Consider the following 14,178-nt stretch of genomic DNA (forward strand, 5'->3'; position numbering starts at 1 on the left):
ACGGCTGGCCATGCCCCTGGCCCGCGACGTGGCCGAAGAGGTCGCCAAGCAGTACGGGGTGTGCATCCGGCCCGTCCCCCTCAAGCGGCTCGACACCCACACCGGCCTCTGGGAGATCATCGACGTCCCGTGCGGGGCCACTCTGGAGGCCAAGTGTCCGCCGTGCGCCAAGCGCAACCGGCACCTGCGCATGGCCCAATGCCGGGAAGGCTGGCACCTCGACGAGGAACCCACGATCACGCCGGACGAGCCCAACGACGAACAACGCTGGCTGGTCGAATTCCGCGCCGACGTCCAGGCCCAACGCGAACAGGCCGACCAGGCGGGCCAGGACACCGCCGACCTTGACGAGCTGATCGCCGGGCTGGATGAGGAGATCAACGCGGCGGGCATGCGTGGCAACGTCCTCGGCCGGACGGTCCCCAAGCGCAATCGCTCGACCAGGCGGCGACAAGACGCTCCAGAACTGCCTAAGCGCAAAATGATCAACTCCACGCTCGGGCGGACCTTCACCAGCTCTGACGGCAAGGTCTACCGGCCTTCACTCTTCGTCACGCTCACCCTTCCGTCCTACGGCAAGGTCCGCGATGGCGTGCCTGTCGATCCGGAGACCTACGACTACGCCCGCGCCGCTCGTGACGCGCTGCACTTCTCCAAGCTGGTTGATCGCTTCGTGCAGAACCTGCGCCGCGTGGCGGGCTACGACGTGCAGTACTTCGCCGCTGTGGAGCCACAGAAGCGGCTCGCGCCGCACCTGCACATGGCCATCCGCGGAACCCTGCCACGCGCGGAGATCAAGCAGATAGCCGCCGCCACCTACCATCAAGTCTGGTGGCCGGCGGCCGACCGGGTCGTCTTCGACGGCGACCACCTGCCCGTCTGGGAGGACGGCACGGGCTACCTCGACCCCAGCACGGGCGAGGTGTTGCCCACCTGGGACCAGGCGCTCGACCAGCTCGACACGGACGAGCCTCTGCATGTGATCCGCTTCGGCGCCCAGGTGGACGTGCAAGGCGTGCTCGCGGGCACCCCGAACGCCGACCAGTGCATCCGCTACCTGTCCAAGTACTTCACCAAGTCACTCGGCGACAGTCTCGACCCGGACGACCAGGCCCAGCGCGACCATGCCGCACGGCTGGCTGAGGCGCTGCGCTTCGAGCCCTGCTCCCCGACCTGCCCGAACTGGCTGCGCTACGGCGTCCAGCCCAAGGGCGCCAAGCCGGGCATGGCTCCCGGCCAGTGCCGCAGCAAGGCCCACAAGCCCGACCACCTCGGCTACGCCGGACGCCGTGTCCTGGTCTCCCGCAAGTGGTCCAACAAGACCCTCGCCGAGCACAAGCAGGACCGCCGCACGTGGGTCCTGGAAGCCCTCGGCCAGACCGACCAACCGACTGACCCGCACCGCTACGTCTGGAAACCCGTCCCGGCCGGAGACGCCAACATCGCACCGCTCGCCGTCCGCCTCCTCCGTTCCGTCCACGAACGCCAACGCTGGCGAGCCCACCTCCACGAACTGGAGGCCAGAGCAACCGGACAAGATCCTTCGGCAACCGAGGACACGGGGAGAGCGGCATGACCACGCGAGACGAGCTGCTGACCGTCCGCCAAGTCCTCGACGAGCTCGGCGGCGTCTCCCGCCGAACTTTCTACCGCTGGCGCGAGATCGGCAAGGCCCCAGAGGGCATCCGCCTGCCCAACGGCGAACTCCGCATCTACCGCAGCGACCTCAACGCCTGGCTCCAATCCCTCAGGAGCGCTGCATGACGACCTCCTACGACGTGAAGTTCTTCGAGATCGCCCGTAACAAGTCCAGCAAGACACCGTCGTACGTGGTCCGCTGGTCCGTCGCCCGGAAGCGCTCCTCCAAGACCTACCGAACCAAGGCCTTGGCCGAGAGCTTCCTGTCCGACCTGCGGCAGGCCGCCAAGCGCGGTGAAGCGTTCGATGTGGCCTCCGGGCTTCCGGCATCCATGCTCAAGGCCAAGGACGCCAGGAGCGTCCTGGAATTCGCCCAGGCGTTCATAGAGATGAAGTGGCCACACGCGGCGGCCAAGAGTCGAGACAGTATGTCCGACGCCCTCGCGACGGTCCTGCCCGCACTGACCGAGGAACGAGCGGGCCGCCCGGACGCTCGCGAGCTGCGCGTAGCTCTCCGCAAGTGCCTCCTCCTGCCCGAGGACAAGCGACCGAACGCCCCTCAGCAACACGCCGCTGCGGTGGCCTGGCTGAAAGCAGCCTCGCTCGACCTGGCAAGCCTGGAGGAGGCCAAGACAGTACGGCTCGCCCTGCACGCCCTGACCATGTGCCTCGACGGCAAGGCGGCAGCCTCCACGACGATCGCCCGCAAGCGCGCTGTCTTCCATGCCCTCCTGGAGTACGCGGTGGAGCTGGAGGAGCTTTCGGCAAATCCGCTACACAAGGTCAAGTGGAAGCCGCCCAAGACCACCGAGACGGTAGACCCGCGCGTCGTGGTGAATCCGCGCCAGGCGCAAGAGCTACTGACCGCGGTGACTTACATCGGACGACGCGGCAGAGGCCGGCGGCTGATGGCTCTCTTCGCCTGCATGTACTACGCCGCCCTACGCCCGGCCGAAGCCGTCGGCCTCCGCATCCAAGACTGCCACCTGCCCGCCTCAGGTTGGGGACGGCTCACCATCGACGTATCCCGCCCAGAGGTCAACACCCAGTGGACCGACAGCGGAGACGCCCACGAAGAACGCGGCCTCAAGCACCGGGGCAGGCAGGACGTCCGCCCCGTGCCCATCCCGCCAGAGCTGGTCAAGATCCTCCGCAAGCACATCGCCGAGTACGGGACCGCCAAGGACGGCCGGATCTTCCGCAGTGAACGAGGCGGCGTCGTGGCCTCAACCGCCTACACCGAGGTCTGGCAGGACGCCCGCCTCCTGGCCTTCACACCCGCCCAGGTCGCCTCTCCGCTCGCCAAGCGCCCCTACGATCTCCGGCACGCGGCTGTCTCGCTCTGGCTCAACGCAGGCGTCTCAGCCCCAGATGTGGCCGAACGAGCGGGCCATGGCGTCAATGTCCTCCTGAGGGTCTACGCCAAGTGCATCGACGGCCAACAGGAGATCGCCAACAAGCGAATCGGCGACGCCCTCGCCGCATGACCGCGTCCCAATCGTCCCAAGAGCCCCGGCCCACCACCGGGGCTCTTCTTCTTGGCCGCGTATTGGCCGAAACCCGTGGCCGACCTGCAGAAACGCGCTCAAGATCATTGCACGTATATTGGTGGACCAGCGACAACGGGCCGCTCAGAGCGGCATCCGGCTGCACACCCCTGAAACGCAGAAGAGGCCCCGAAGGGCCTCTGAGCTGCGCTTACTGCGTGTGGCAGGTGCAAGGTTCGAACTTGCGTAGGCTGAGCCGACGGTTTTACAGACCGCTCCCTTTGGCCACTCGGGCAACCTGCCGTGCCATCCGCTCTCGCGGCGACAGACAGAAGAATAGCGGACTTCGGAGGTGTGCGTGACACCGGTTTGTCCCGAGCCGGATCTCGGGTACCTGGTGCGCCGAAACGAGGGCCGTACATGCTGTCCCGCGCCGCCGACCCGGGGCCCCGGAGGTGCGCTGTTGTGGGGTGGGTTTGGTGGAGGATGGGTTGCGCGAATCTGGATGCTTGCCCGCACAGGAGGCGGGGTCCTGCGCGGCGCGTGGATGCTGGCTAGGCTCGTTCGCTGGGTCCGCGCGTTTCGGGTACGACGGGGAAGCGGGATTCGGGACGTGGTTTCGTAGCTGAGAGGATGGGTGTTTTGGCCGATTCGTCTTTCGACATCGTCAGCAAGATCGACCACCAGGAGGTCGATAACGCGGTGAATCAGACGGTCAAGGAGATCGGGCACCGCTTCGACTTCAAGGGGACCGGGGCGAGCATTGGCTGGTCCGGTCAGACGAACATCGAGATCAAGGCGAACAGCGAGGAGCGGGCGAATGCCGCACTCGACGTGTTCAAGGAGAAGGTGGTCAAGCGGGGTCTGTCGCTGAAGATCATCGATGCGGATGAGCCCAGGCTGTCGGGCAAGGAGTACCGCATGCTGGTCAGCCTGAAAGAGGGCATCGACCAGGAGAACGCCAAGAAGATCTCCAAGCTGATCCGTGATGAGGGTCCGAAGGGGGTCAAGGCGCAGATCCAGGGTGAGGAGTTGCGGGTCAGCTCCAAGAAGAAGGACGATCTGCAGGACATCATCACCCTGCTCAAGGGCAAGGATCTGGACATCGCCCTTCAGTTCGTGAATTACCGCTAGCGGGCGATGGGAGCGTACGGCTCCGGGTTGCTTCGGAGGGCAGGCGCATCTGGGGCACACGGGTGAGCGCGTTGTCCATGCGGCGACGCGGCTCCTCCTGTGCCTCGGGCCGCTCCCCACTCGATTCGAGGAGCGTTGACCGTAAGCTCGATGATCGTGACGAAGATCCCCCTGCGCCGGTTCACGGCTCGTGTTCTGCCCATGGACGACCAAGACCGGGTGCTCCTGCTCTACGGCTTCGATCCGGCACGGCCCGATGCGCCGTTCTGGTTCACGATCGGCGGCGCCCTGGAGGGTGACGAGACGCTGCGGGAGGCCGCGGTGCGGGAGTTGTACGAAGAGGTCGGGATCCGGGCCGTCGCGGAGGATTTCGGCGGGCCGTACGGGACCGACACGATCGAGTTCACCTGGACCGACTACGCCATCACGCAGGACCAGACCTTCTTCGCGTTCCGGGTGGGTGACGCGGCCGTGTCGTTCGAGCACATGGAGCAGATCGAGAAGGACACGACGACTGCTTATCGGTGGTGGAGCGTGGCGGAGCTCGAAGAGACCGCGGACGTGTTCCATCCGGAGGATCTCACGGCCATTGTGCGGAAGATCCTCGCGGAGGGTCGACGGTCCGAGGACTGATGCCGGCGGCTAAGCGGTTCGTGCCGGTTCTCGGGCGGACGGTCAGCGGCGGTAGCCGGCCATGCGCTCGAGGCGGGCGACGCGCTCGGACGTGGGCGGGTGCGTCGAGAACAGGCGGCCGAAGCCGGAGCCGCTGAACGGGTTCGCGATCATCATGTGGGAGGCCGAGGTGAGGCGGCTGTTCTCGGGGAGCGGGAGTCTGCGGGCGCCCATTTCGATCTTGCGCAGTGCGGAGGCCAGTGCGAGCGGGTCGCCGGTGAGCCTGGCGCCGGATTCGTCGGCCTGGAACTCTCTCGTCCGGGAGATCGCCATCTGCACCATGCCCGCCGCCACCGGCCCGAGCACCATCATGAGCAACGCGCCTACGAAGCCCGGCCCCTCGTCGTCGTCCGAACCGCCGAAGAAGACCGCCACGTAGCTGAGCCAGGTGATCATTGTGGCCAGCGCGCCGGCCACGGAGGAGACGAGGATGTCTCGGTTGTACACGTGTGACAGCTCGTGCCCGATCACGCCGCGCATCTCGGACTGGTCGAGCAGCTTGGTCAGGCCGTACGTCACGCAGACCGCGGCCTGGCGGGGGCTCCTGCCGGTCGCGAAGGCGTTCGGCTGAACCGTCGGCGACATGTACAGGCGCGGCATCGGCTGTCGGGCCGCGGTGGAGAGCTCTCGTACGATGCGGTAGAGCGTGGGCTGCTCGACCTCGCTGACCGGTCTGGCACGCATGGCGGACAGGGCGATGCGGTCAGAGAAGAAGTAGGCGACGCCGTTGCTCACCAACGCGAGCACGAGGGCGATCCGCGCACCGGTGCCGCCGCCCAACCAGGCGCCCACCGCGACAATCAGCGCCGACAGACCGCCTATCAATACGGCGGTGCGCAGACCGTTGTGGTGCAAGGTTCCCCCCTCCGTGGTCTGGGTTCACCTGGTCCAACGCCTACGACCCGGTCCTTCGTTCCCCGCAGTGCTCAACTGAGGGCGGAGCGCGACTTGTCGTGACGTCAGCCGGAGGCGGACAGGGAGGTCATGTCCAGCACGAGCTGCGGGGCGAACGAGAAAAGCACCGCTATCGCGAGGGCCAGTCCGATGGCCAGCCAGGTGGTCGCAGCGGGTGTGTGGCGTGAAAGTGGCGCCGATGCCGGAGTGAAGAGGCGGACGGTCCAGACGGCGTAGTAGTAGAGGCCGATGACCGTGTTGACCGCCATGATCAAGGCGAGCCAGCCGGCGTCGTCTTCGATGATCTCCCGGAAGACGAAGACCTTGGCGAACAGGCCCGCCAGGCCGGGCGGCAGGCCCGCCAGGCAGATCAGGCAGAACGCGAGCGCCAGTCCCGCCGCAGGCCGGCGCACGGCCAGGCCGCGGTAGTCGTCGAGCTCGTTGCGGCCGGTGGTTCTGGAGACGAGCATGACGACCGCGAACGCGCCCAGGTTCATGGCGGCGTAGATGAGCAGGTACGCCAGGGAGGCGCTGATCGCTCCCGACGCCGCCGCGTCCCCGGGCAGGGCGGAGTCGGTGGTGGCGGCGGCGGTGGCGGCGGTGGCCGAGCCCGCCACGGCGAGTGGGGCCAGGATGTAGCCGGACTGCGCCACCGAGGACCAGGCCAGCAGGCGTACGGCCGAGCGCTGGCGCATGGCGAGCAGGTTGCCGACGGTCATCGTGAGCGCGGCGAGGATGGCGATGATCGGGGCCCACGTGGCCGCCTGCCCGGACAGGCCCACAGTGAGTACGAGGATCAGTCCGGCGAACCCGGCGGCCTTGGAGATGACCGAGAGCAGCGCGGCCACCGGCACGGGGGCACCCTGGTAGACGTCGGCCGCCCAGGAGTGGAACGGCACGGCTGCGATCTTGAAGGCGAAGCCCGCCACCACGAGGACGACGCCGACCGCGACGACGGCGGGCAGCTCGTGACCGCCCTGCAGCGCCATGGCCGGTGGCACGACCTGGCCGCTGAAGACGGCCGCCAGGCGGGACAGATAGATGGTGCCGGCGATGCCGTACAGGAGGGAGATGCCGAACAGCATGATCGCGGTGGACACGACCGACACGACGAACAGCTTCACGGCGGCCTCGGACGAGCGGCCGTCGTAGCGTTTCATCGCGGTGAGGGCGAAGACCGGGAGCGAGACGAGCTCAAGGGCGACCACGAGCATGATCAGGTCTCGGGAGGCGGGCAGGGTCAGGGCGCCTACGAGGGTGCAGAGCAGGAGGAAATACCACTCTCCGACCGGGATGCCGCCGCCTGCCAGCTCCGTCATCGACATCAGGACGACCACCACGGCCGCCACGAGCACCAATCCCCCGAACACCAGCGTGAACTGGTCCACCACGAACGAGCACTGGGTCGCGGGCTGGGAGTCGGAGACGAGGTTGGGCGGGATGCAGAAGGTCGACCGGGGAGTCCCTCCGTAGGTCGCCGCCTGGGCGATGACGAAGCCGAGGGAGATGAGGAGGCCCGTCAGCGTGACCAGGGCGAGGATGGTTTTCGTGCGCGGGCGCGCCGGGAGGAACGCGTCCAGGAGCAGGACCAGGGCGGCGACCACGGTCAGGATCAGCGGGGGTGCGATCGTGTAATAGTCGATCTGCTGGATCATGGCAGGGCTCCCAGCAGGGTCTGGACGACCGGGGTGGTGAGGGAGAGGAGCAGGCCGGGCCAGAGGCCGAAGAGGAGCGTCAGGAGCACCAGAGGGGTCCAGGCCAGGAGTTCGTAGTCTCGGATGTCGTCCGGTGTGCGGGCGGAAGTGGGCGGTGTCGCTCCGCCGCCGCCTGATGTCCCCGCGTGGGTCCGGATCTGATCCGTCCCTGAGTCGGGGCCATGGTCGGGGGTGTTGTCGGGGCCTAGGTCGGGGGTGTAGTCGAGGCCGAGGTCGGGGGTGTTGTCGGGGCCGAGGTCGGGGAACGTGTTGTCGTATGGGTCCCCCGGTGCCGGTTTTGGTGTCAGGGTGGCCGTTGCTGAGCGGCGCTCGGGAGAGCCGAGAGGGACGACGGGACGTTCGTCGGGCGTGGCGCCGATCAGGCGGCGGTCGATCGGCAGGGCGTCGTCCGCGGCCGCCGCGGCTTGGGCCGCCTGCTCCTGGGGGCGGCCGTGGGTGATGCGGGAGAGCATGATCAGGAAGTAGGCGGCCGTCAGGACGGCGCCCAGGCCGCCGATCGCCATGTACGTGACGAACAACCCGCGTGGCAGGCCGTTCGCCGGCTGGAACGCCCCCAACAGCGCCAGCATCTCGCCCCAGAATCCGGCCAGGCCGGGCAGCCCGAGGGAGGCGATGGCGGCGAAGGTGAGCAGCGAGCCCAAGCGCGGCAAGGTCGCCAGCATGCCGCCGCCCAGCGACGGCATGTCGGCGGTGTGGTAGCGCTCCTTGATCGCGCCGGCCAGGAAGAACAGCAGGCCGGTGATGAGGCCGTGGGCGACGTTCGCGAAGAGGGCGCCGTTGATGCCCACCGGCGTCAGCGTGGCGAAGCCCAGCAGGACGAAGCCCATGTGACCGACGGAGGAGTAGGCGATCATGCGTTTGAGGTCGCGCTGCGCGAGGCAGGCGAGGGCGCCGTAGACGATGCCGACCACGGCGAACGCGCCCAGCCATGGCGCCACCGCCGTCGCGCCCTCGGGGAGGACGGGGATGGCGATCCGGGCGAAACCGTACGTGCCCATCTTCAGCAGCACCCCGGCGAGCAGCACCGAGCCCACGGTGGGAGCCTCGGTGTGGGCGTCCGGCAGCCAGGTGTGCAGGGGCCACATGGGGGTTTTGACCGCCAGGCCGATGCCGATGGCCACGAACGCCAGAATCTGCACGGACCTGGGGATGCCGGCGCCATGAGCGGCGCTCAGCGCCTCGATGTCCAGGGTGCCGGTCTGAGCCCAGACGAGCAGCAGGCCGAGCAGCATCACCACCGAGCCGAGCAGGGTGTAGAGAATGAACTTGATGGACGCCGCCCTGCGTCCTGCGCCGCCCCAGATGGCGATCACGAAGTACATCGGGATGAGGACGATCTCGAAGAACACGAAGAAGAGCAGCAGGTCGAGGGCGAGGAACGTGCCGATCATGCCCACTTCGAGCACCAGCAGCGTGAACACGAGCGCTCGCGGCCTGGCGCGCAGCAGTTGCCCTGGGGCCCGGGCGCTGCCCCAGCACAGGTAGACGAAGCACAGGAACGTCAGCAGCGCCGTCAGCGCGACCAGCGGCAACGAGATCCCGTCGACGCCGAGGTGGAACCGGAGCCCCAGCCCGGAAATCCATGGCAGGTCGACCTCGAACTGCGGACGCGCCGCCGCCCCGCCGTAGTCGAACGTCGCCACCAGTAATGCGGCCAGCGCCAGCGTGAGGCCGGACACGACGAGTCCGTACGCGCGAAGCCGCGGGCGCAGGGCGTGCGGCGCGATGAGGAGCAGGAGCGCGCCGAGCAGTGGCACGGCCAGCAGCGCGACCGGAATCCAGCCTGTCATGTGAACATCACCGGCCTCACTGCGATGCCCGTCACGTGACACACCACCTGCTCCACCGCGACGCCCGTCACGTGACACACCACCCGCTCCACCGCGACGCCCGTCACGTGACACACCACCCGCTCCACCGCGACGCCCGTCACGTGACACACCACCCGCTCCACCGCGACGCCCGTCATGTGAACATCACCGCCCCCACTGCGATCAGCAGCACACCGGCGAGCAGGCCGGTCACGTAGAGCTGGACGTTGCCGTTCTGGGTCAGGCGTAGCACTCCGGACAATCCGCGGGCCGACTTGCCCGAGCCGCGCACTGCCCCGTCCACGACCACGTCGTCCGTCCTGACGACGAGCCTGGCCAGGGCCAGCGCCGGGCGTACGAACAGTGCGACGTAGAGGTCGTCCACGTAGAACGCCCGCTCGCACGGCACCCTGAACGGCCCCAGCAGACGGGCGGGGTCGGCGATGGGGTCGATGCGCCAGAGCGCGTACACCGCCCCGGCCCCGAGCGCGGCGAGCACGACGCTGATGGCCGCGATGCCGAAATCCAGGTGTGGCTCGCCGGCGAAGCCCAGGAGGAGTGCGGGCACCGCGAGCAGCATGAGGGGGACCAGCATCGTGCGGGGGGCCTCGCTGACGTCCACGACGTGGGCCGTGCCGGGCTCCGGCTCCGGGAGCGCCACGACGCGGGGCTGGCCGAAGAACGTCCTGAGCCAGGCTCTGGTGGCGTACGCGCCGGTGACGGCCACGGTCGCGAGCGCGCAGCCGTACAGGAGGAGGGCGGCCGCGTCCGTCAGGCTGCTTGTTGACAGCGCGTCGTCCATGGCTGCCAGGACCGCGTCCTTGCTGAAGAAGCCGCTGGCCGGCGGGATGCCCATCAGGGCTGCGAAACCGATCGTCATCGTGACGAACGTGACCGGGAGCTCGCGGCGCAGGCCGCCCATCTGGGTCATCAGGTTGGAGCCGACGTGGTGGATCACCGCGCCCGCGCACAGGAACAGCAGTGCCTTGAACGCGCCGTGCGTCAGCAGGTGGAAGATGGCCGCGGTGTCGGAGCCCGCGGCGAGGCCGCCGGCCATGTAGGCGAGCTGGCTGATCGTGGAGTAGGCGAGCACGCGTTTCAGGTCGTCCTGGGCCAGTGCGGCCAGCGCGGCGCCCAGCATGCCGAGGGCGGCCATGACGGCCAGTACGTCGAGTGTGGGCTGGGCGGCCAGGAACGCGGGAAAGAGTCTGGCCACGATGAAGATGCCGGCGGCGACCATGGTGGCCGCGTGGATCAGGGCGCTGATGGGCGTCGGGCCCGCCATGGCGTCGGGTAGCCACGTGTGCAGGGGCACCTGGGCGCTCTTGCCCGCCACCCCGGCCAGCAGGAGCATCGTGGCGGTCACCACGGTGGCCGGGGACATCTCCGGCACTTTCGCCAGTACGTCGGCGATGCGGAAGCTGCCTGCGGCCACCCCCAGGGTGAAGATGCCGAACAGGAAGCCGACGTCGCCGAGCCGGGTGACGAGGAACGCCTTGACCGCGGCACGGGAGTTGCTCCGGTCTTCCCACCAGTGGCCGATGAGAAGGTAGGAGCACAGGCCCATGATCTCCCAGCCCACGTAGAGGAGCAGGAGGTCGCCCGCGTAGACGACCAGGAGCATGGCGCTGGTGAACAGGCTGATGAAGGCGCTGTAGGACGGGTAACGCGGGTCGTTTTTGAGGTAGCCGACCGAATAGACCTGTACGGCCAGGGCCACCACGGTCACCAGGACGCCGAGGATGCTCGACAGGGCGTCAGCCTGGAGGGTGAGCGCGATCGGGATGCCGCCGGTGACGATCGTGCCGTATGCCTGGCCTGTGGGGGGTGTGGTGGCGCCGTTGAGGAAGGCGAAGCCTGGGCCGGACAAGGCCAGCCAGGCGGCCACCACGGCTGAGGCCGTCGTGGGGAGGATGGCGATCCAGGCTGCTCGGGTGTTCGCTTGGTTGCTGCCGTCCGGCCTCGTGGCGGTTGTGGGGGCTTGGTGGTGGGGGCGGCGGGAGAGGAGCAGGCCCGCGAAGGCTGCTGCGAACGGCAGGAGGACGGCTAGCAGCGGGAACGTCGTCACAGCGTGCCACCTCGCTTGACGCGGTGCTCGCCCTCGCGGCCGGGCAGATCGGTCGGGGTGTGGAGCTGCTGATCGTGCTGGGATGCGTGGGCGGGGTCAGGAGGGCCGCCGGGCTCGAAGGCGGGCTTTGCCTCGGGAGTCTGCGCGGAGCCGCCGGGCTCCGGGGCGGGGTCTGCCTCGGGAGTGTGCGCGGGCTCGGATGGGTTCTGCAGGAGGGTCGCCTGTGCCGGTGTCGGCGACCTGTGTGAGGGGTCTTGGGTTACCTGGTCGCCGGGTGTGCTGGAGGGTCTGCCCAGGTCGTCGTCCCGTGGGCGTACGGCGGGGTAATCGTCGGTGGGCTCGGCCAGGTCGCGGAGGTGGTCGATGTCGACCGTGCGGCGGTTGCGGTAGAGGGCGAGCACGATGGCGAGGCCCAGGCCCACCTCGGCGGCAGCGATGACGATCACGAAGAGGGTGAGGACCTGGCCGCTGTGCAGGCGGTCGCCCAGCCACACGTCGAACGCGACCAGGTTGAGGTTGACGGCGTTGAGCATGAGCTCGACGGACATCAGCACGAGGATCGTGTTGCGGCGGGCGAGCACGCCGTAGACGCCGATGGAGAAGAGGAGCGCGGAGACGACCGCCGGGTAGACGATGTGCACTAAATTCCCCCGGTCTGATCGAGTGAGCCGCTGTCCTCGGGCCGGTCGGGTGTCTTGTCGTTGCCGATCGTCTTGTCGTGGCCGGCCGTCTTGTCGGATGGGAGGTCGGCGGAGATGTCGGTGCGGGAGAGCACGATGGCGCCGATCAGGGCCGCCAGCAGGAGGACCGAGAGCGCTTCGAAAGGCAGGACCCAGGTGGCGAAGACGCTGGCGCCCAGCTCCTTCGCGGCTCCCATGCCTGGTGTCAGCGGTGTGTACGCCGAGCGGAATCCGTCGATCACCACCGTGACCAGGACGGCGGCCGTTGCCACCGCCACCAGGGCGGACGTCAGCCGGTTGCCGCTGTTGAGGTCCGCTGAACGGCCGATGGGGGCGCGGGTGAGCATGATGCCGAAGAGCATCAGCACGACCACCGCGCCGACGTAGATCAGCACCTGGACCCAGGCCACGAACTCGGCCGTCAGCACCAGGTAGCCGCCCGCGAGCGCGCCGAAACAGACCACCAGCCAGAGGGCGGCGTGAACTAGTTGTTTGGTCATGACGACAAGCAGCGCGGATCCAACTGCTACCGCGCCCAGCAGCAAGAAGACGATCTCTTGCCCGGTGGGTGACAGGTAGGAGGGCACCGCCTCGATCACGACTCCTCCTCGGACTCCCTCGTGTCATCAGGGCCGAGCCTGCCGGGCGGTTGGATGGACCGTGGATCGGCCATCCTGCGGCGGCGGGGGCTCGCGGCAGAAGTCTGCTCCTCAGGTTCGGGCTCCGGTTTCGGTTCGCCTGAAGCTGTGGACAACTCCTCGGGAGGTGGCGGGCCTGTGGATGAAGCTTGTTCCTGGGGCTGATCCGCCTGCTCCGATGGAGTGTCTTGAGGGTGGGGCGGGAGGGCGCCTGGGGGGCGGATCCCGCGTACGTTCGTCATCGGACGGCGGGGGCGTTCGCGGCCGGCGGGCTTCGGGGCTTCTTCGGGCGCGTTCGGCGTCGGGTCCGCGCCGGAAGGACCGGTGGTGGGTGCCGGTTGCGGGTGGCCGACCGTCGGGTCCACATCTGATGAGCCGGTGGCGGGTGTCGAACGCGGGTGGCCGACCGTCGGGTCCGGCTGTCGCGGGGCTGCTGTGGGGGGCGTTTCGCCGGTGTCGGTTGAGGGGGTGGCTGCCTGCTCAGTGCCGGTCGAGGATGGAGTTTCGCCGGACGAGGGGGATGCCTCGGTGGTGCCCGTCGAGGGGGTCGTCCCGCTCGTGGCCTCGGTGTCACCTGTCCGTGCAATCGTCCCCCCCGTACCGGACGAGGGGGCTGCGTCGGACGTGCCGGTGGAGGGAGATGCGTCGGACGTACCGGCCGGAGGGGCTGCGTCGGACGTACCGGTAGAAGGGGTCTGGCTCTTGGGGGTGGTGGCCGACGGCGGTGGGGATGCCTGGGTGGTCTGGCGCGCGGCGGGCGCGGCCGGCGATGTACGGGGAGCGCGGTCGGCGGCCGGGCGGCGGGGGGTGGCGGTGAGCTCCTTCGGGAGCTCGGCGCCGGGGTCGTGAGCCGGAGGTGGCGGCACTGTTTGGGTCCAGGAGGCCAGCTTGTCCTTCTCGTGGAGGAGGTTGCGGATGTCGCCTTCCGCGTACTCGAACTCCGGAGACCAGAAAAGGGCGTCGAAGGGGCACACCTCGATGCAGATGCCGCAGTACATGCACAGGGCGAAGTCGATGGCGAAGCGGTCGAGGACGTTGCGCTGGCGAGGGCGGCCTCCCTCAGGGGCCGGGATCGTCTCCTTGTGGGAGTCGATGTAGATGCACCAGTCGGGACACTCTCGGGCACAGAGCATGCATGAGGTGCAATTTTCCTCGACTAGGGCGATAACGCCTCGGCTGCGAGGCGGGAGGGCGGGCTTGACCTCGGGATACTGCTGGGTGACCGATTTGCGCAGCATGTGACGAAGGGTGATGGACAGCCCTTTTGCCAGTCCGACTCCCGGTATCCGCGCCATGGTTCAACATCATGACGCACTTGGCGGCGCAGGTGAATGAGGCAGAGCATTGTCCCCAGGTTTTCCACAGTCATCCACAGGTTGACGGGGGGTTATCCACAAGCTGTGTGCATGCCGGATATGAACCACGGCAGGGCGATAGTCTC

12 protein-coding genes, 1 tRNA gene and 1 pseudogene are annotated in these 14,178 nt (G+C 68.3%); 5 read left to right on the top strand and 9 right to left on the bottom strand.

Translation table 11 applies throughout. The features are described 5' to 3' along the window. The first annotated feature begins 10 nt into the window (after window positions 1–10). From ACWD0F_RS35420 to ACWD0F_RS35430, 3 genes are read left to right on the top strand one after another with little or no spacing between them, the layout of a single operon-like run. Complete coding sequence (locus ACWD0F_RS35420) at window positions 11–1,576, top strand: replication initiator (protein WP_449884056.1); 1,566 nt, start codon at window positions 11–13, stop codon at window positions 1,574–1,576. Continuing rightward, window positions 1,573–1,764, top strand: a complete 192-nt coding sequence (locus tag ACWD0F_RS35425) for a helix-turn-helix transcriptional regulator (protein ID WP_449883715.1) — start codon at window positions 1,573–1,575, stop codon at window positions 1,762–1,764. Before ACWD0F_RS35420 ends, ACWD0F_RS35425 begins: the two co-directional genes overlap by 4 nt. Beyond that, the gene (locus ACWD0F_RS35430; RefSeq protein WP_449883718.1) at window positions 1,761–3,125 is read left to right on the top strand and encodes a tyrosine-type recombinase/integrase; all 1,365 of its coding nucleotides are present in this window, start codon (window positions 1,761–1,763) and stop codon (window positions 3,123–3,125) included. Before ACWD0F_RS35425 ends, ACWD0F_RS35430 begins: the two co-directional genes overlap by 4 nt. Before the next feature lie 221 nt (window positions 3,126–3,346). Here the strand turns inward: ACWD0F_RS35430 and ACWD0F_RS35435 are convergent. Beyond that, window positions 3,347–3,428: transfer RNA gene (locus ACWD0F_RS35435), tRNA-Tyr, on the bottom strand. Window positions 3,429–3,758: 330 nt separating this feature from the next. Here ACWD0F_RS35435 and ACWD0F_RS35440 point away from each other — a divergent pair. Beyond that, window positions 3,759–4,259, top strand: coding sequence for a YajQ family cyclic di-GMP-binding protein (locus ACWD0F_RS35440; protein WP_449883720.1), 501 nt, complete (start codon window positions 3,759–3,761; stop codon window positions 4,257–4,259). A gap of 156 nt (window positions 4,260–4,415) precedes the next feature. Continuing rightward, window positions 4,416–4,892: an NUDIX hydrolase gene (locus tag ACWD0F_RS35445; protein WP_449883723.1), complete on the top strand. Its 477-nt coding sequence runs from the start codon at window positions 4,416–4,418 to the stop codon at window positions 4,890–4,892. Between the two features lie 42 nt (window positions 4,893–4,934). Here the strand turns inward: ACWD0F_RS35445 and htpX are convergent, their stop codons facing one another. The 8 genes and pseudogenes from htpX to ACWD0F_RS35485 form a co-directional block, all read right to left on the bottom strand. After that, window positions 4,935–5,786, bottom strand: coding sequence for a zinc metalloprotease HtpX (gene htpX, locus ACWD0F_RS35450; RefSeq protein WP_449883725.1), 852 nt, complete (start codon window positions 5,784–5,786; stop codon window positions 4,935–4,937). A gap of 104 nt (window positions 5,787–5,890) precedes the next feature. Continuing rightward, a complete protein-coding gene (locus tag ACWD0F_RS35455) occupies window positions 5,891–7,480 on the bottom strand; it encodes an NADH-quinone oxidoreductase subunit N (RefSeq protein WP_449883728.1) in 1,590 nt (529 codons plus the stop codon). After that, the gene (locus ACWD0F_RS35460; protein ID WP_449883731.1) at window positions 7,477–9,330 is read right to left on the bottom strand and encodes a complex I subunit 4 family protein; all 1,854 of its coding nucleotides are present in this window, start codon (window positions 9,328–9,330) and stop codon (window positions 7,477–7,479) included. Before ACWD0F_RS35460 ends, ACWD0F_RS35455 begins: the two co-directional genes overlap by 4 nt. Further along, window positions 9,327–9,509 carry a hypothetical protein gene (locus tag ACWD0F_RS35465; RefSeq protein WP_449883733.1) on the bottom strand — a complete coding sequence of 61 codons (183 nt, stop codon included), beginning with the start codon at window positions 9,507–9,509 and terminating at the stop codon, window positions 9,327–9,329. Before ACWD0F_RS35465 ends, ACWD0F_RS35460 begins: the two co-directional genes overlap by 4 nt. Then, window positions 9,506–11,419, bottom strand: coding sequence for an NADH-quinone oxidoreductase subunit 5 family protein (locus ACWD0F_RS35470; protein ID WP_449883735.1), 1,914 nt, complete (start codon window positions 11,417–11,419; stop codon window positions 9,506–9,508). The genes ACWD0F_RS35465 and ACWD0F_RS35470 overlap by 4 nt, the downstream gene beginning before the upstream one ends. A 338-nt stretch (window positions 11,420–11,757) precedes the next feature. Further along, a pseudogene (gene nuoK, locus ACWD0F_RS35475) lies at window positions 11,758–12,060 on the bottom strand (NADH-quinone oxidoreductase subunit NuoK); the annotation flags it as partial. Then, window positions 12,060–12,698: an NADH-quinone oxidoreductase subunit J family protein gene (locus tag ACWD0F_RS35480; protein ID WP_449883738.1), complete on the bottom strand. Its 639-nt coding sequence runs from the start codon at window positions 12,696–12,698 to the stop codon at window positions 12,060–12,062. The gene ACWD0F_RS35480 and the pseudogene nuoK, both read right to left, overlap by 1 nt. Further along, window positions 12,695–14,032, bottom strand: coding sequence for a 4Fe-4S binding protein (locus ACWD0F_RS35485; RefSeq protein ID WP_449883740.1), 1,338 nt, complete (start codon window positions 14,030–14,032; stop codon window positions 12,695–12,697). The genes ACWD0F_RS35480 and ACWD0F_RS35485 overlap by 4 nt, the downstream gene beginning before the upstream one ends. Between the last annotated feature and the right edge of the window lie 146 nt (window positions 14,033–14,178).

This window comes from Nonomuraea sp. NPDC002799, assembly GCF_053592075.1.